Genomic DNA, 16,831 nt, shown 5'->3' with positions numbered 1-16,831 from the left:
TTGGCTGGTGAATCGCATTAACCGAGTTATTGCGCTGATTAAGTATTGCCTTGCAAGCGCCAGCGTCATTTGAGCTGGCAGATGTCCAGCACGTGCATGTCGGTGTAATCCAGGTTTTCGCCGCCCATCGCCCAGATGAAGGCGTAATTGCTGGTGCCGGCACCCATGTGGATCGACCACGGCGGCGACACCACCGCTTCGTTGTTCTGGATCACGATGTGGCGCTGCGCGTCCGGCTCGCCCATGAAGTGATAGACGCGGTCGTTGGCGCCAAGATCGAAGTAGAAATACACCTCGCTGCGGCGGTCGTGCAGATGCGGCGGCATGGTGTTCCAGACGCTGCCCGGCTTGAGCACGGTCAGGCCCAGCAGCAACTGCGAGGACTGGCAGGTGGCCGGCACGATGTACTGGTAGATGGTGCGCTCGTTGCTGGTTTCCAGCGCGCCACGCTCCAGTGCCACCGCATCCTTGATCGAGAGTTGTTTGGTCTCGAAGCGCGCGTGCGCCGGCGTGGAGGCCAGGTAGAACTTGGCCGGGTTGGCAGCGTCTGCGGAGGCGAAGGTGACCTCGTTGCTGCCCATCGCCACGTACAGGCCGTCCTTTGGCCCGAGCGTATAGGCGGTGCCGTCCACGGTCACGGTGCCAGGACCGGCGCCGACGTTGAGGATGCCCAGCTCACGGCGCTCCAGGAACGGATGGCCGGCAGCGGACGCGGGTTCGGTCTGCTTGGGCAGCTCCAGCGTTTTACCGAGCGGTGCCGCGCCACCGAGCACGAAGCGCTCGTAGTGGGTGTATTTGAGGGTCACCGCATTGTCGATAAACAAGCCATCGAGCAGGTAAAGCTCGCGCAGGTCGTCGTTGCTGGCGCCCTTGATGGCATCGGGATGGGTGGCGTAGTGGGTCTTGCAGTACAGGGACATGCGCGATCTCCGGTGGCAAGCAAGGGGGATATTGGCTTGCACGGGCATAGTCTACCGGCTCTGGTTAACCGGTGTCATTGCGCAGTGCACGATAGCGTGGGAATCCCTTCTCCCTGCGGGAGAAGGTGGCGCGCAGCACCGGATGAGGGTACGAGGCTGCGCGCGGTGTTGGAGGGCGCGATCGGGTTGGTCGAGTAGAGGCCTGTGCGCCCATCTCACTTCAGCGCATGTCCGAGCTTTCTTAGATGGCTGTCTGCCGCCGTACCCTCACCCCAACCCCTCTCCCGCAGGGAGAGGGGCTCACTCCCTTCTCCCCTCGGGAGAAGGTGGCGCGTAGCGCCGGATGAGGGTACGAGGCCGCGCGCGCTCCCAAGGGGCGAGGGGCTTTACGTGCTCAATCTTCCGGCGGTTGGCAGGAATCGCGCACGATCAGGTGCGGGCGCACGCTGGCGGTGGGGAGTTGCGGGGCGTTGTCGGGCTGGATCAGCATCGCGGCGGCGGTGCGGCCGGTGTCGCGGGTGTGGCGGCGCACCGAGGTCAGCGGCGGCCATAGCCGCGAGGCCAGCGAGCTGTCGTCGTAGCCGATCACCGAGAGCTGGCGCGGGATGTTGATGCCGGCGCGCAGGGCGACCTTGTAGATACCGGCGGCCATTTCGTCGTTACCGGTGAAGATGGCGGTGGGGCGCTTCTTGCCCAGCAGCAGCTTTTCGGCCGCGGCCACGCCGGATTCGAAGGTATAGCCGGCTTCGACGATGCGCTCGGGCGGCAGTTCGATGCCGCGCCGGGTCAGCGCGTCGGCAAAGCCCGAGGTGCGCTCCACCGAGGAGCGGTAGGCGCTGGGGCCGGTGACCAGGGCGATGTCGCGGTGGCCGAGCGAGAGCAGGTAGTCGGCGGCCTCGGCGGCGCCGTCGCGGTCGTGGGTGATCACCGTCTGCGAAGTGGCGTCCAGCGCGACCGAGGCGATGCGGGTGTAGCGGCAGCCGATCTCGGCCAGCATGTCGGCCAGCGCCTGGTCCTCGGAGGCGCGTGGCACCAGGATCACCCCGTGCAGCTTCTGCGCCTGGGCAAAGCGGCGCACGCCTTCGATATAGCCGGGGCTGCGGCTGTCGCAGGGGTGCACCACCAGTTCGAAACTGGAGCCGCGCAGCGCGTCCAGCGCGCCGTACTGCATGTCCACGATGTACTGCGCGGTGGGGTTGTCGTAGACCATGCCGATCAGGAACGAACGCCGGAACGCCAGCCCGCGCGCGAGCGGGTCGGGCGAGTAGCCGACCTCGCGCATCAGCGCTTCGACCTTCTCGCGGGTGTCCTGGCGGACCAGCGGCGAATTGTTGATGATCCGCGAGACAGTCTTCTTGGACACCCCGGACATCCGGGCGATGTCGTTGATCGTGGCTACCTTGCCCTTCGGCAGGCCGGGCATTCCCTCTTCAGGCATCTTGCGGGCGGGCATAGCGGTCAACCATTGAAGTTGATTGGATTCTACCGGCCAGCGGGCCGGCAAGCCTTCGCAGGCGTGCCGATGTCCCGAATCCGCCATGACCAGGGCGCCGTGGCGTGATGCGCCACAGCATGCCTAGCAGTGCAGAACGGTCAGTCCAGGGCGCGGTAGCGGAAGTTGCGGAACTCCACCTGGCCTTGGCCGGACGCGTACAGCGCCGGTTTCAGTGCCAGGAACTTGCCGGCCACGTTGTGGTGGTAGCCGGACACTTCCATCTGCACCGGGTACTTGGTCCAGGTAGTGCCGTCGGTGCTGCTGTGGATGGTGACGATGTGGCGGTTGTTGGTGACGCGCAGCCACAGCGCGCCGCCCTTGCCGCTGGGCGCCAGCTTGGCCGGGCGTTCTTCGCCATAGCGGTGCATGACGAAGTTCTCGCCGTTGCTCCCTACCCCGGCGTAGAGCTTGTCGCTGTAGAACAGCAGCGCCCCGCCCTGCCCGCCCGGTGCCACGGTCATCTGCACCTCGAACTGATAGGCCTGGTCGGGCGCGATCAGGGTCAGCGGCGAGGCGTCGCGCGGGGCGCTGCCCTTGCCCTGCAGGCGCAACACGCCATCGCCTACTTGCAGACGCTTGGCTTCGTCGGCGGCCGGGTTGAAGAACGACCACTGCGGGCCGAGCGTGTTGGCGCGGAAGTCGTCCGACAACCTCAGGCCATGCGGCAAGGCCTGCCCGCTGGGCTTTTTCAACGGCGTGCCCAGGTCGCCGCCCTTGGCGACGAACCAGCCATCCGCGGTCCACTCGATCGGGTCGAGCAGCGCCTGCCGGCCCAGCGTCCAGTAACCGTGTTCGTAGCCGTGGTAGAGCATCCACCAACGCTGGTCGGTGCCTTCCACCAGGGTGGCATGGCCGCGCGACCACCACGGCTCGTCGGCGCTCTTGGTGCGGGTGATCGGGTTGTTGGGCGCGTTCTGCCAGGGGCCGTGGATCGAGCGCGAGCGCGCGGTGATCACCATATGCCCGGTCGGCGGGCCGGCGGTGCCGCCGACGGCGGTGGTCATGTAGTACCAGCCGTTGTGGCGGGTGATCTTGGGGCCCTCCTGAGCGTAGCCTTCCACATCCCAGCTTTCCGGGTACTTCCAGCCGTCGTAGACGTGCTTGGGCGTGCCGACCACCTTGAAGCCGTCGTCGGAGAGTTGCACGTAATCGCCGCCGCTCAGGAACAGATAGCGCTTGCCGTCTTCGCCTACTGCATGGCCGGGGTCGATGTACTTGCCCAGGCCGATGTCGATCGGCTTGCTCCACGGGCCCTTGATGTCGTCGGCCCAGACCACGAAGTTGCTGCGCTCGCCCTGGTCGCCGTGGCGCGCGGGGAAATAGATGTAATAGCGCTTGCCGTGCTTGATCAGATCCGGCGCCCAGATCGCGCCGACGTTCTGCGTGATCGCATGGCCCAGCGGTTGCCAGTTGACCAGATCGCGCGAATGCCAGATCGGCAGGCCCGGATACGCGTCGAACGAGGACAGCGTGAGGTAGTAGTCGTCGCCGTCCTTGAGCACCGACGGGTCGGGGTGATCACCGGCCAGCACCGGGTTGAGGAAGGTGCCGTTGCCCTGATCGGCAATGCGCTGCTGTTCGATGCCGCGCTTCCAGTCGGCTGCCGCGCTTAGCCCGGCACACAGCAGCAATCCGCCGGCCAGCAGCCAACGCAAACGGGGTGAAGTGATACGCACACGCATGCTCTCTCCTTGACCCCCAACCTGCGGGGCGATGCGGCGGCCGACGCCTTAGATCGTCGGCCGCGGGGATGACGGCGGAAACGCCCGCCAGCAGCGGCGCTGAGCACAGCTCATGCAGCGTCGCCAAGCGACTGTCGGATGGGGTGGCCGGGGCGGTGGAATCGCACGTGGTAGATGCCGATTCGTTCGCCCCGACCGCGCCCTGCCGACGGATACGCAGTGGATGGAGTAGCGCCGTTACGCGCGCAGTGCCCTCGGCAACCACAACGACAGTTCGGGGAAAAACGCCACGATCAGCAACACGCATAACGCCGCCAACCAGAATGGCCAGATGGTGCGCATGCTCTGGGCGATGGTGATCTGGCCGATCGAGGTGCCGATAAACAATACCGAGCCGATCGGCGGGGTGATCAAGCCGATGCCGCCAGCCAGCACCATCACCAGACCGAAGTGGATCGGGTCGATGCCGTAGGCCTTGACCACCGGCAGGAAGATCGGCGTGCAGATCAAAATCTTCGGCGCCAGGTCCATGAACATGCCCAGCAACAACAGCATCACCACGATCATCAACAGCACGGTGTTCTTGCTGTCGGCGATGGCCTGCAAGAACTTCACCGCCGCAGCCGGCACCTGCAAGTAAGCAAGCAACCAACCGAACACTGCAGCCGTGGCAATCACGAACAGGATCACGCCAGTGGTGCGCGCGGCATGCGTGACCGCGGCGAAGAACTCGGCCCAACGCAGCTGGCGATACAGCAGCGCGGTGACGATCAACGCGTACACCACTGCAATCGCGGCGCTCTCCACTGCGGTGAAGATGCCGGCGCGAATACCGATGAAGATCAGCGCCACCAACCCCAGGCCCGGCAGTGCGCCGAACAGGCGCAGCGCCACTGCGCGCCAGCCGGGGAACGGCTCGGTGCCGTAGCCGCGATGGCGCGCCACCGCATAGCCGGTGACCATCATTGCCGCAGTCATCAACAGCGCGGGGAAGATGCCGGCGGCGAACAGATCGGCGATCGAGATACCGCCGCCCGCCGCTGCGGAGAACAGGATCAGGTTATGCGAGGGCGGCACCAGCAGCGCCACCAGCGCCGCGGTCATGCTCACGTTGACCGCGTAATCGCGGTCGTAACCGCGCTTGATCATCTGCGGAATCATGGTGCCGCCGACCGCCGAGACGTCGGCAATCGCCGAGCCGGACACGCCACCGAAGAACAGCGACGACAACACGCTGACCTGGCCCAGACCGCCACGCACACGCCCCACCAGCGACGAGGCCAACGCGATCAAGCGTTCGGAAATACCACCGCGCAGCATCAACTCGCCAGCGAAGATAAACAGCGGAATGGCGATCAACGAGGCCGAGCCGCTACCGGCAGAAATCTGCTGCACCAGCACCACCGTGGGCAGGTCCAGATACAGCAGCGTGGCCAGTGCGGCCGCGCCCAGCGCATAGGCCACCGGCACGCCGATCAGCAGCAGCACCACGAAGGTTCCCAACAACATGGCGATGCCCATCAGCGCACTCCTCCGGTGTGGATCGGGCGCAGCACACGCCACAGCTTGTACAAGGCGAACACCACCATCAGCGCACCGCCGATCGACAGCGGCAGGTAGTTGATGCTCTGCGGCATCTGCGCGCCGGCCATCTTGATGTCCAGCCCATCCAGCAGCAGCGCCGCACTCCAGCGCGCCAGCACCGCGCCAATGGCGATGATCATCAGCGGGCGGATCAGATCGAACACCTTGCGCACCAGCGGCGGCACGTGTTCGCCCAGCAGGTAGAAGCCGAAATGGCGGTTGGTGTGCACGCCGGCGGCAGCGCCCAGGCTCAGCGCGGTGCTCAGCAGCAGCAGCGTCACCGGCTCGGTCCAGCTGGGCGAGTCGTTGAGCACGTAGCGGGTGAATACCTGCCAGCCCTGCACGACCACCAGGCCCAGCAAGGCCAGCGATGCCACGCCAATGGCAGTGTCGGAAACGCGGTCCAGCGCGCGCTGCAACGGCGCGACCGGGACGGCGAGAGTCTCGGGTTCGGTCATTGGATTACCTCTATGCGAAATCGCGGATGCGGCGGTACAACGCTTCGATCTCCGGCTGCTTGCGGTATTCGGCCAGCAGCGGGGCGGAGGCGGCGCGGAACGCCGGCATGTCGACCTGGTTGAGCTTGACGCCGTAGTCGATCACCTGTTTGCGCGCGATCACCTCCGAGGCATCCCACAGGTTGCGCATCACCGGCACCGAGGCGCGCGCCAGCTCCACCACTAGGCCGCGGTCGGCCGGGCTCAGCGATTCGAAACTCTTGCGCGACATCACCAGGATATCCGGCGCGTAGGAATGCTCGCTCTGCGACCAGTAATGCGCGGCTTCGAAATGGCGGCTGGACTGGAAGCTGCGCATGTTGTTTTCCGCACCGTCGATCATGTGCGTTTCCATCGCCGAGAACGTCTCGCCCAGCGACATCGGGGTGGGATTGGCGCCCAGCATGCGCATCAGCTTGAGGAAGATGTCCGACGAGGCCACACGCAATTTCAGGCCCTTGAGATCTTCCGGGCGGTGCAGCGGATGCTTGGTGTTGTAGAAGCAACGCGCACCCGAATCGTAGATCGCCAGGCCCACCAGGTCGCGCTGCTCGAAGCTACGCAGCACGCTGTCGCCGACATGCCCGTCGATGGCGCGGCGCAGATGCGGCACCGAGTCGAACACGTACGGCAGGCACAGCGCCTGAGTCAGCGGAAAAGTGTTGTTCAACGCGCCCGAATACACCCGGGTGATGTCGATGGCACCGAAGCGCGCCATGTCGATCGCCTCCGACTCGCGGCCCAGCTGGCCGGAGTGGTACTGGCGCAGCTTGAGCCGGCCATTGGTGCGTGCTTCGAGCTGCTTGCCGAACCACCGCACCGCTTCCACGGTGGGGTAGTCGCCGATATGCACATCGGTGGCGGTCAACAACTGCCCGCCGGGGATCGGCGTGGTGGCACCGGCGCCCAACCAGGGGCTAGCCGCGGCGGCACCGAGCCCGGCACCGAGGAAATGTCTGCGTGTGATCATTGGCGCCCTCCCAAGCGTCTGGTCACTGAGTCCGCATCAGGTAGCGGACACAGCCGTGCAGGAAATGTCGCCGATGCCGGCGAAGCGAATCAGGGCACGCTGTCCCACTTCGATGTCATGGATACCGGTGGCATTGCCCGTGGCAATGAGATCACCGCGCTTGAGCGGACGCCCGCGCTGGGCCGAACGACTGAGCGCAAACGCGTAGGCGGCGCGCAATCCACCCGGCAACGTGGTGGCTCCACCGGTACCGACAACCTGGTCGTCGATCAGCGTTTCGGCAGTCAGCGCGGACTCGTCGCGCGCCAGCCAATCGGTCACTTCCGGGCCTAAAATCAGGCCGTTATTGTTGCCGAAGTCGGAAATCACCACGCGCGGGCCCAGCTTGTTGATGGTCGCCAACGGGCTGCTGGCGATCTCCACGCCGATGAACAACGTGGCCGGCAGCTGCGCCGCCTGCTCCGGGGTGAAATGGGTCTGCTCGGCGGGAGCGTCCGCTTCCAGGCGCAGCACATACTCGGCCTCTACCGCACCGAAGCCGCCCTGGTAGATCGGGAACTGGGTTGTTCCACCGGTAGCATTCCAGAGTTTGTGCGAGAAGATCGGACCCAGCAGGCGGTCGTCGCCGGAGGCGTCGCGGCGCTCGGCGGCGATATAACCCACCTTCCAGCCGACCACTTGGTCGTCCCACTGGCTGATGGCGATGTCCTGCACCTGATAGGCAGTGACCAGATCCTCAGGGATTTGCCCGGGAAAGTCGGGCAGCGATGCCCCTGCACGGCGTGCCTCCACAAACTGCTGGGCGATCTGCGACAGCATGGATGTGGACGATGGCGGGGTGGCGGCGTCGTTGCTCAAGGGTGTCTCCCTGCTAGTGTTTTTGTTGCACTGCCAATCGACAGTGGCACGGTGTGCTGTATATGGTAAACCGGTGTCATTGGCAATGTGCAGTGCGGCAAAGTTAGCCTTCAAAGCGAAGCAACCCTGGGAGGGGTGGATGGAACAGACAAGCCAAACGCGTGTTTTTACTGCGTTTTCAGGTGCTATGCGGCGGTGCCTGCCGCTGGTGTTGCTGGCGACCTCACTATTGATCGAGCCGGTGGTTGCGGCCGAGGTGCCCAGTGCCGATACCACGGCCGAGCAGGCCAGCCGGATCGAGCTATGGCCCAGCGGGATGGCACCGGAAGACAAAGCGCTGAAGCAGCCGCAGCGCATCATCGAGCGCAGCAGCGACCCTGCCCTGCCCGATCGCTACATCCAGCAGATCAGCACGCCTTACCTGGTGGTCTACCGGCCCAAGCAGCCCAATGGCACTGCCCTGCTGGTCACCCCCGGCGGCGGCTATCAGCGCATCGTGCTGGACAACGAAGGCAGCGCGCTGGTGCCCAGCTTCGTCGACCAGGCCGGGATCACGCTGTTCGTGCTGCGCTACCGCCTGCCCGGCGAAGGCCATCCGCACGGGGCCGACGTGCCGCTGGCCGATGCACAGCGCGCGCTGCGGCTGATCCGCGCCAACGCCGCCCGCTACGGCATCGACGCGCAGCGGGTCGGGGTGATGGGGTTCTCGGCCGGCGGTCACGTCGCCGCCAGCCTGGGCACCCGCTATGCCGCGCAGGTGTACCAGAAGCTGGATGCGGCCGATGCGCTGAGCGCGCGGCCGGATTTCGAGCTGCTGATCTATCCGGTGATCGACATGGACAGCGCAAACGCACACGCGGGCTCGCGCGAGCGCCTGCTCGGCAGCACTCCGAGCGATGCGCAGGTGCGCGCGTACTCGCCGCACCTGCATGTGGATGCACGCACGCCGCCGACCTTTCTGCTGCATGCGCAGGACGACACGGTGGTGTCGGTGCGCAACAGCCTGTTGATGCATGACGCGTTGCTGCGTGCCGGCGTGCCCAGCGAGCTGCATGTGTTTCCGCAGGGCGGTCATGGCTTCGGTACCGCCAGCGGCACCGGGCTGACCGTGGCCGCGTGGCCGCAGCTGGCGCAGGCCTGGATCGCGCATGTCAGCAAGGCGCAAACGCCCTCGACTGCGACGACTGCGAATGCATCTGTCGCTGCACCTGCACCCACATCTGTACCGGCGCAGGACGCCGCGCGATGACGTCACCATCCACGCCCGACGCGCGGCGGCGCACACTGCTGCGTGGTGGCTTGCTTGCCACCGCTGCAGCTGCGCTGCCGGGTTTCGCAGGCGCGGTCGCAACAGCGCCTGCGCGCGACGACAGTACGCCGCTGGCACACGTGCGTGGCGGCGCACTGCGTGGTTATCGCGATCAAGGTATCTGCGTGTTCAAGGGCATCCCCTACGGCGGCGACACCGCAGCGCGGCGCTTTCAGGCGCCCGTGCCGGAAACGCCCTGGCAGGGCGTGCGCGACGCCAGCGCCTTCGGTGCCGCCGCGCCGCAACCCAAGGCCAGCGAACCCACCAGCGAGGAGTGCCTGTTCCTCAACGTGTGGACGCCGGGTCTGCGCGATGGCGGCAAGCGGCCGATCCTGTTCTATATCCACGGCGGCGGCTACACCACCGGCTCCGGCAGCGACCCGCTCTACGACGGCGTGCGCCTGTGCAAGCGCGGCGATGTGGTGGTGATCACCGTCAACCACCGGCTCAACCTGTTCGGCTATCTGTCGCTGGCGCAGCTGGGCGATACGAGCTTTGCCGACTCCGGCAATGCCGGGCAGCTGGATCTGATCCAGGCACTGCAGTGGGTGCGCCAGCACGCGGCCGAATTCGGCGGCGATGCCGGCAATGTCACCGTGTTCGGCCAGTCCGGTGGCGGCGCCAAGATCGCCACCTTGATGGCGATGCCCGCCGCACGCGGCCTGTTCCATCGCGCGTGGACCATGAGCGGGCAGCAGGTCACTGTGGCCGGCCCGCGCGCGGCCACTCAGCGCGCGCAACTGCTGCTGGATGCTTTGAAACTTACGCCCGGCGCGCTTGCGCGTATTCGCACGCTACCAAGTGAGCAGCTGCTGGCTGCCGCGCAAGTGCGCGATCCCTCGCGAGTGGAAAACAGCGCGCTGTATTTCGGCCCGGTGCTGGATGCGCGCAATGTGCCGGTGCATCCGTTCTGGCCGACCGCTCCGCTGCAATCGGCGAAGATTCCGCTGGTGATCGGCAATACCCGCGATGAAACGCGCGCGTTTCTCGGCAACGATGCGAAGAACTTCGCGCTGAGCTGGGACGAGCTGCCGGCCAGACTGGAAACCCAGCAATACGTGGATCTGCTGCCGCAGGTGGTGATTGCCGAATACCGCCGGCTGTATCCGCAGTATTCGCCATCGGAGGTGTTCTTCGCGGCCACCACCGCAGGGCGCTCGTGGCGCGGCGCGGTCGAAGAAGCCGAGGCACGCGCACGTCAAGGCGCACCCACCTGGGTCTATCAACTGGATTGGGGCTCGCCACTGGATGGCGGCAAGTTCGGCGCCTTCCACACGCTGGATATTCCGCTGGTCTTCGACACCATTGCGCAACCGGGTTCGCGCACCGGTGATGGCGCCGATGCGCAGCGCATGGCCGCGCAGATGAGCGAGGCGCTGCTTGCATTCGCGCGCAGCGGCGACCCGAATCATCGTGGTCTGCCGCGCTGGCGGCAGTATTCATTGCAGCAGCGCGAGACGCTGCTGTTCGATACACCTAGCCGGCTCGACTACGATCCGCGCGGTGGCGAACGCAAGATGTATCAACAAGCGCCTTTCATTCAACGCGGTACATTTTGACTGACTTTCGTAGTCAAGGTCGACGTCGAGCGTAGTCGGATTGCACTCCGCGGAGGCACTGCGTGGCGTGCCTGTAGGCGCCCATCAGCGCTCGGCTCGGGTCATCGTGCTTGCGCTCTTCTGCGGTCTTCTGATCACCTTTCGCCTTCTGACCACCTTTCGTTTTCTGATCGCTTTCCTCCCTGGTGATTCATGCGCTTTTCGTCTCTTGTACCGTTGGTTTTGCTGGCAGCAATCGCTGCACCTGTTGCGTACGCTGCAGATGCGTCACCGGTTGATGCATCAACTGCAGGCGTGCCAGCGTCTAACGTAGCCGCTAGCGGCAAGCAATTTGCCGCCAGCAAGATCGTGCTGGTCGGCGACTCCACCACCGCCGTGCAAGGTGGCTGGGGGCCGAGCTTTTGCGCGCAGCATGTGACCTCGTTCCTGAGCTGCCTCAATCTGGCGCGCGGTGGCCGCAGTACGTCCAACTATCGCGCCGAAGGCTCGTGGGAGATCGCACTGAAGGAGCTGCGCAGCGGCGGCTATCGACAGGTGGTTGTGTTGATCCAGTTCGGGCACAACGATCAACCCGGCAAACCGGGGCGCTCCACCGAGTTGGCGAGCGAATTCCCGTCGAATCTTCGCCGTTATGTCGCCGACGCACGTGCCGCCGGTGCGATCCCCATGCTGGTCACGCCATTGACGCGGCGGCAATTCGAACGCGGCCAATTAATCGACGACTTGGCGCCGTGGGCGGAGACAACACGCGCAGTTGCACGCGAGTTACAGGTGCCGTTGATCGACCTGCATGCGCGCAGCCGTGCGCTGGTGCAGGGCATGGGCCCGGTGTTGGCGATGCGGCTGGCGCAGCGGCCTGCCGATCCGGAACAAGTGATTGCCGCGCAATCGGGCACCACGATTGGCAAGACGCCGGCGCAGGCATTGCATGCGCCGGTGTCGGCGTCGTCAAAGATCGCGGCAGCTGGCAGCGTCCCCGCCGCTGCACAGGACAATGCCAGCGCCGAGCCGATGGGCCAGGCCAAACTCGCATTCGACTACACGCATCTTGGTGCGGACGGCGCGGATCTGTTCGCGGCGATTGTCGCTGACGAGTTGGCAAAGCAGGTGCCTGCATTGCGGCCGCTGTTGATTCCTTGATGCGTCACTCTATTTGATCAACTAGAGCGGCTAACAAAACTACTTCACGTCAGGCTACTGCAGGCCGGCTGATCTGCGGCTTGGCTGCAGGGTCCTTGCCCGCCCACCATCGCGGGACACGCCGCAAGTACGTCCCTGTAGGCTCTTACGCGGCATCCATGCCGCGTAAGGTCGGACCAGTCGAGATGGTCGGTGGGCATGGTGGAAGCAATGTCTTACGTGGGTTGTTTAGATAACGGCACGCCTGATTCATTTTCTCAATGCAAGCCGAGCGATGGACAAGCTTTAAGAAAGCAACCGACAAACTCTTTGGTGCGGTGTCCTCACCGCTTGCGGGACCGTGTGGCGGCATGGATGCCGCCACCGAGCCTACATGGACGTACTTGCGGCGTGTCCCGCGAGCGGTGATGGCACCGCGCATTCACCCCCCCTCAGTGTCTGATCTGGACCTCTGACTGCATCCACCAAGATGCGGCCGGCAAAACCACTGCACTCACTGACAGGCGCTCGCTCGCTAGGTTTTGTCAGCCGCTCTTAGCTGCATCAGCTCACAACAGGCACCGGCGCATCCGCTTCGATCACCTGCTCGCGCTTGAGTTCATCCCACACAGCTGCTGGAATCGCCACGCGCATCGACGCCGCATTCGCGTGCGCCTGCTCGGCCGTACGCGCGCCCGGAATCACCGCCGAGACCACTTGCGGTGCGGCGGCAAACTGCAGCGAGACGGTGCGTAGATCCACTCCGTGGCGGTCGCAGATGGCCAGCGCTTTCTGTCGCATGGCCGGCGCCCATTCCGGCACGCTGCCGTCGTAGAGATAACGCTCGCGCCCGGCCAGATAACCCGCCAACAGCGGCGCGCCAACGACGACCGAGGCGCCATGCTTGGCAATCTTCGGGAAGGTGTCGTGCAGTGCACGCGCGTGATCGAGCAGCGAGTACTGGCAGGCCAGCAGGAAGATGTCGGGGTCGGCTTCTTCGATGGCACGCAAGGCCGGTTCCGGACGATTGACGCCAAAACCCCAGGCCTTGATCAGGCCCTCCTTGCGCATCTTGGTCAGCTCGGGCATGGCACCTTTCACCGCTTCGGCAAAGCGCTGTTCCCATGGCATGCCGAGATCTTTTTCGTTCTCCGGCGACAGATCGTGGATGTAGGCGATATCAATCTGCGACACACCCAGGCGCTGCAGGCTGTCTTCGATCGAGCGGCGTACGCCGGAGGCGCTGTAGTCGTAGCGATAGTCGAAGGGCGAGGGCTGCTGCCACATCGTCTTGGGCTGTTTGTCGGTCGCGGTGAGCAGGCGCCCGACCTTGGTCGACAGCACGTATTCGTCTGCGGCGTGGTTGTGCAGATGATGACCGGTGCGACGCTCCGACAACCCCAACCCGTACCACGGCGAGGTATCGAAATAACGCACGCCCGACTCCCACACCGCCGCCAGGGTCGCTTCGCTCTGCGCGTCGCTGGTGGCTGCGAAGCCATTGCCGATCGCCACGCCACCAAAGCCTAGACGGCTCGCAGGACGATACCGCGCACCCTTGGTCGCTGCATTGGTAGGCAGCTTCGATACGGTGGTTTTGCCGCGCGTCGGCATCACGCTGCCAGGCGCGGACGACTGTGCCAACAACGGCGCAGCTGCCAACGCAGCGGTGCCGGCAGCGGCGGCGGAGAGGAATTGGCGACGTGTATTCATGAGGACTCCTTGCGACGACTTGAGGCACAAGGGTGGCCCCGCATGCGTGCAGATAAAGTCAGCGCACGGGTTTCAAGCGTGCACAAGCGTTCAACAGATAGCCCGGGGGCGTGCCTATATGCCGCGTAAAGTCCGCGAACTCATGCGTTGCCAACAGCTTGCGTTCGTACTGTCAGTGCATGCTGGATCGAGCGTATTGAAGTCAGATGCGCGCCGTCGCACCGCGTCACCTGGATCGTGGCTCACCGCTTGTTGCAGTCATCTGTCATGGGTCAACGTAGCTGTAGCAATTGCAGTTCCGCACGCGGCGGGCCATCGCCCAACCACAAGGTGCCCACACTGATCGGCAAGCTGAAGCGACGTGGGCCGGCGCTGCCCGGATTGACGTACAGCACGCCGTCGCGCATGTGCACCAATGGCTTGTGCGAATGACCGCTGACGATCACATCTGCAGCGACCTCGGGCCTAAGCGTTTTCAGATCGTGCAACACATGGAGACGCACGCCTGCGATCAGCAGATCCAGCGTCTCGGGTAGCCCGGCTGCCCATGGCGTGTTGTCGATGTTTCCGGCAATCACGTGCAAGGGTGCCAGCGCCTGCAGCGCGGTGAGAATCTCCGGCTTGCCCACATCGCCGGCGTGGATGATGGCCGCGCAGCCCTGCAACGCGGCGACCGCCTCCGGCCGCAGCAAGCCGTGCGTGTCGGAGATCAGGCCAATGCGCAGTGGTGTGGACATTTCAACGCACCCAAACAAACGTCAGCAGCGACAAGAGGCAAAGAATCGTACGTGACATGCATGTCGTCGCACGTGAGTTGAGCTCAACCGGGCCCAGATCTTCGGTCAGCAACACGCGCGTTGTGCAGGCAGCGCTGCATGCACTACAGCGCGCAGGCACAGCGACCGCTCACGGAGCGGCGCGATCTCCCCACGCCCAGACGCTGTTCGGATCGCCCTGCACTCCGCGCCGTTTGCTCGCGCGTGCCAGCTGCCAGTACGTCCATGCCAATGCCAGCGCAATCAGGTCAACGCCGAGCACCGTTGCGTCCTGCCACGGCAGCACCACACCGCGCGCGGAAAAACAGCTGGCTACCGGAATCAACGCCGTCAGTACGGCGCACGCCAGCAACACCTCGTAGGCGCCGCGTGCAGTGGGACGCAGCAAGGCCCACATCAGCATGAGCGCGAAGACCGCGTAGTAGACATAACGCTCCTGTCCCTGTGGCAGAAACCGCGCCGCGATGAACAAGGCCGAGATGCCGGCGACGCTGCCCAGGCACACACCCACCGTGAGGCGCGCCATGGCATGCGTGCGGCGCGGTTGCTCGACCAGGCGACGCTTGCGGCGTGCCTCGATCCACAACAGGTTGCCGCTGTAGAACAGGAACGCACCGCCCAGCCCCAGCAGGAAGTACAACCACTGCACCGGCGCATGCCCAAAATTGCCGAAATGCAGCCCCTGCAACCCGCGCAGTGCAGCGGTGCCGGCCGACATCGTCTTGGGCTCGAGCACCCGCAAGACATTGCCGGTTGCCGCTTCCAGTGCCACGCCGCCGAGCGTGTTGAGCCGGCGCTGATCGTGGTGGCCATAGACTTCCGCACGCGCATTGGCATCGCCGGCATCGTGAAACCCGATGCTTTCCGGCACAAACCCCGGGCTGGCTGCACGCGCCTTGTCCAGCAACACCGCAACCGGCAATAACGGGGCGGCACGCTTGGCCGGTGCCACATGCGGGGTGAGTTCGAACTCCGGCTCCAGGATCTGCATCAACTTGCCGTCGAACACCAGAAACTGAAACGGCGCCAGCAACAGCACGCCCAGGCACAACACCGCACCGGACCAGGCGAAGATCACATGGAACGGCAGCGACAACATCCCGACCACGTTGTGCGCGTCCTGCCACAGGCGCTTGAGGTTGTGGCCCAGCCGCAGCGCGAACAGATCCTTGAAGAACACCGGCGCGTACAACACTACCCCGCTGACCAGGGCCAGCCCGTAAAGCACGCTGACCACGCCGAACAGATAGGTGCCGAACACGCGCGGCAGTCCGGCGGTGAAATGCAGGTCGTAGAGAAAATCGGCAAAGCCCACGCGCTGCGGCAACTCCTGCAGCGTGCCATCGGCGGCATGTTGGTATTGGCGCATGCCGCCACTGGCATCGGCCTGCGCGCCATACCAATACAGCCGTGGAATCGGCCCGTGTTCGCCGGGCAGCAGCACCAGAAACGATTCGGCCACCTGCGGATGCTTGGCGATCACCGCGTCCAGCAGAGACTGCGCGGCGGCGACCGGATCGGCCGGTGCGTTCTGCGTGGCATGTGGCGTAGCCTGCCAATCGCTCAACGCATGCGTAAACACCGTGATGGCACCGGCATAGAAGGCGATAAACAAGGCCATGCCGGCCAGCAAACCCATCCAGCTATGCACGGAGAGAAACGCGCGCAAGGTCGATGCTTTCATGCGCTCAACTCCGTCCAGCCCAATACCTTGATGCCCGCAAGTGCGATGTAGCACAGCAACGTCAGCCCACCGAGGACCATCCAGGCGCGTAATGCGCTACGAAACACGAACGGCAGCGCCATTGCACCGATCCACACCGGAAACATCAGCAGCAGCCACGCCAGCGTGTAGCTTTGCTGCGGCCCCGGCAGCAACAACGCGCACAAGCCGACCATGCCAACCGCAAGCGGCAGGCCCAGCACCACGGCAGCCAACCATCTAGCCCACATGACGCACCTGCCTGCGTTGCGCACGCGCCTGTTGCCAAGCATCCAGATACGGTAGTGCCACCGCCACCAGCATCAGCGCAGTCAATGCGGCGAAGATGCCGGCCCAGGGTCCCAATGCTTGCATGGCGAAAGCCAGCGACAGCGCCAACAGCACGCTGCCGCCGATGCGCAGGATGCGTGCGGACAGTCGGCGGTGCGGCCACACACGTTGATGCGACGTTGCCAGATAAAACGCAAGAGCCGACACAGCGGCGGTGAGCAGGTAGCACCATGTCATCAGGCTGGTCATGCGTACACCTGCGCAAGCGTGGGCGAAGACCCTGCACCGAGCTGGGCAAGACGCTCGTCTCTGCATCGCACGGCCACGTGCTGAGGCTGTGCCATCCACACGCCGGC

15 protein-coding genes are annotated in these 16,831 nt (G+C 64.9%); 3 read left to right on the top strand and 12 right to left on the bottom strand.

Features of this window, described 5'->3' with window-relative positions; translation table 11 throughout:
* Positions 1-65: 65 nt before the first annotated feature.
* From kduI to FFY45_RS17170, 7 genes are all read right to left on the bottom strand, one after another.
* Positions 66-920, bottom strand: a complete 855-nt coding sequence (gene kduI, locus FFY45_RS17200; RefSeq protein ID WP_176341340.1) for a 5-dehydro-4-deoxy-D-glucuronate isomerase — start codon at positions 918-920, stop codon at positions 66-68.
* 394 nt (positions 921-1,314) lie between these two features.
* Positions 1,315-2,373 carry a LacI family DNA-binding transcriptional regulator gene (locus tag FFY45_RS17195; RefSeq protein ID WP_006452150.1) on the bottom strand — a complete coding sequence of 353 codons (1,059 nt, stop codon included), beginning with the start codon at positions 2,371-2,373 and terminating at the stop codon, positions 1,315-1,317.
* Between the two features lie 140 nt (positions 2,374-2,513).
* Positions 2,514-4,097, bottom strand: coding sequence for a family 43 glycosylhydrolase (locus FFY45_RS17190; protein ID WP_176341339.1), 1,584 nt, complete (start codon positions 4,095-4,097; stop codon positions 2,514-2,516).
* Positions 4,098-4,334: 237 nt separating this feature from the next.
* A complete protein-coding gene (locus tag FFY45_RS17185; protein WP_006452152.1) occupies positions 4,335-5,618 on the bottom strand; it encodes a TRAP transporter large permease in 1,284 nt (427 codons plus the stop codon).
* Positions 5,618-6,139: a TRAP transporter small permease gene (locus FFY45_RS17180; protein WP_176341338.1), complete on the bottom strand. Its 522-nt coding sequence runs from the start codon at positions 6,137-6,139 to the stop codon at positions 5,618-5,620. The genes FFY45_RS17185 and FFY45_RS17180 overlap by 1 nt, the downstream gene beginning before the upstream one ends.
* Before the next feature lie 10 nt (positions 6,140-6,149).
* Positions 6,150-7,148, bottom strand: a complete 999-nt coding sequence (locus FFY45_RS17175; protein WP_023902090.1) for a TRAP transporter substrate-binding protein — start codon at positions 7,146-7,148, stop codon at positions 6,150-6,152.
* 36 nt (positions 7,149-7,184) lie between these two features.
* Entirely contained in the window at positions 7,185-8,006 is an 822-nt protein-coding gene (locus FFY45_RS17170) for a 2-keto-4-pentenoate hydratase (protein WP_023902089.1), read from the bottom strand.
* 139 nt (positions 8,007-8,145) lie between these two features.
* Between FFY45_RS17170 and FFY45_RS17165 the strand changes: the two genes are divergently transcribed.
* From FFY45_RS17165 to FFY45_RS17155, 3 genes are all read left to right on the top strand, one after another.
* Positions 8,146-9,255, top strand: a complete 1,110-nt coding sequence (locus FFY45_RS17165; RefSeq protein ID WP_176341337.1) for an alpha/beta hydrolase — start codon at positions 8,146-8,148, stop codon at positions 9,253-9,255.
* Entirely contained in the window at positions 9,252-10,874 is a 1,623-nt protein-coding gene (locus FFY45_RS17160) for a carboxylesterase/lipase family protein (RefSeq protein WP_176341336.1), read from the top strand. The genes FFY45_RS17165 and FFY45_RS17160 overlap by 4 nt, the downstream gene beginning before the upstream one ends.
* Before the next feature lie 192 nt (positions 10,875-11,066).
* Complete coding sequence (locus FFY45_RS17155) at positions 11,067-12,014, top strand: rhamnogalacturonan acetylesterase (RefSeq protein WP_176341335.1); 948 nt, start codon at positions 11,067-11,069, stop codon at positions 12,012-12,014.
* 543 nt (positions 12,015-12,557) lie between these two features.
* Here the strand turns inward: FFY45_RS17155 and FFY45_RS17150 are convergent.
* From FFY45_RS17150 to FFY45_RS17130, 5 genes are all read right to left on the bottom strand, one after another.
* Entirely contained in the window at positions 12,558-13,706 is a 1,149-nt protein-coding gene (locus FFY45_RS17150) for an aldo/keto reductase (protein WP_176341334.1), read from the bottom strand.
* A 272-nt stretch (positions 13,707-13,978) separates the two neighbouring features.
* Positions 13,979-14,443 (bottom strand): metallophosphoesterase family protein, encoded by a 465-nt coding sequence (locus tag FFY45_RS17145; protein WP_115036992.1) that lies wholly within the window; start codon positions 14,441-14,443, stop codon positions 13,979-13,981.
* Between the two features lie 169 nt (positions 14,444-14,612).
* Complete coding sequence (locus tag FFY45_RS17140; protein ID WP_176341333.1) at positions 14,613-16,166, bottom strand: PepSY-associated TM helix domain-containing protein; 1,554 nt, start codon at positions 16,164-16,166, stop codon at positions 14,613-14,615.
* The gene (locus FFY45_RS17135; protein WP_176341332.1) at positions 16,163-16,435 is read right to left on the bottom strand and encodes a hypothetical protein; all 273 of its coding nucleotides are present in this window, start codon (positions 16,433-16,435) and stop codon (positions 16,163-16,165) included. Before FFY45_RS17135 ends, FFY45_RS17140 begins: the two co-directional genes overlap by 4 nt.
* Complete coding sequence (locus tag FFY45_RS17130; RefSeq protein ID WP_176341331.1) at positions 16,425-16,724, bottom strand: hypothetical protein; 300 nt, start codon at positions 16,722-16,724, stop codon at positions 16,425-16,427. Before FFY45_RS17130 ends, FFY45_RS17135 begins: the two co-directional genes overlap by 11 nt.
* Positions 16,725-16,831: the final 107 nt, after the last annotated feature.

This window comes from Xanthomonas hortorum (assembly GCF_011305375.1).
In the GTDB taxonomy this organism is placed as follows: domain Bacteria; phylum Pseudomonadota; class Gammaproteobacteria; order Xanthomonadales; family Xanthomonadaceae; genus Xanthomonas; species Xanthomonas hortorum_E.
The sequence above is the reverse complement of the archived record's forward strand: the minus strand, read 5'-3'. Positions and strand labels throughout refer to the sequence as shown.

Bases quoted from the DNA above. Each gene is read 5' to 3' on its own strand.
- FFY45_RS17145 (WP_115036992.1), bottom strand. From the start codon at position 14,443: ATGTCCACACCACTGCGCATTGGCCTGATCTCCGACACGCACGGCTTG.
- FFY45_RS17165 (WP_176341337.1), top strand. From the start codon at position 8,146: ATGGAACAGACAAGCCAAACGCGTGTTTTTACTGCGTTTTCAGGTGCT.
- FFY45_RS17190 (WP_176341339.1), bottom strand. From the start codon at position 4,097: ATGCGTGTGCGTATCACTTCACCCCGTTTGCGTTGGCTGCTGGCCGGC.
- FFY45_RS17185 (WP_006452152.1), bottom strand. From the start codon at position 5,618: ATGGGCATCGCCATGTTGTTGGGAACCTTCGTGGTGCTGCTGCTGATC.
- FFY45_RS17155 (WP_176341335.1), top strand. From the start codon at position 11,067: ATGCGCTTTTCGTCTCTTGTACCGTTGGTTTTGCTGGCAGCAATCGCT.
- FFY45_RS17135 (WP_176341332.1), bottom strand. From the start codon at position 16,435: ATGTGGGCTAGATGGTTGGCTGCCGTGGTGCTGGGCCTGCCGCTTGCG.
- FFY45_RS17175 (WP_023902090.1), bottom strand. From the start codon at position 7,148: ATGATCACACGCAGACATTTCCTCGGTGCCGGGCTCGGTGCCGCCGCG.
- FFY45_RS17140 (WP_176341333.1), bottom strand. From the start codon at position 16,166: ATGAAAGCATCGACCTTGCGCGCGTTTCTCTCCGTGCATAGCTGGATG.
- kduI (WP_176341340.1), bottom strand. From the start codon at position 920: ATGTCCCTGTACTGCAAGACCCACTACGCCACCCATCCCGATGCCATC.
- FFY45_RS17195 (WP_006452150.1), bottom strand. From the start codon at position 2,373: ATGCCCGCCCGCAAGATGCCTGAAGAGGGAATGCCCGGCCTGCCGAAG.
- FFY45_RS17180 (WP_176341338.1), bottom strand. From the start codon at position 6,139: ATGACCGAACCCGAGACTCTCGCCGTCCCGGTCGCGCCGTTGCAGCGC.
- FFY45_RS17160 (WP_176341336.1), top strand. From the start codon at position 9,252: ATGACGTCACCATCCACGCCCGACGCGCGGCGGCGCACACTGCTGCGT.
- FFY45_RS17130 (WP_176341331.1), bottom strand. From the start codon at position 16,724: ATGACCAGCCTGATGACATGGTGCTACCTGCTCACCGCCGCTGTGTCG.
- FFY45_RS17150 (WP_176341334.1), bottom strand. From the start codon at position 13,706: ATGAATACACGTCGCCAATTCCTCTCCGCCGCCGCTGCCGGCACCGCT.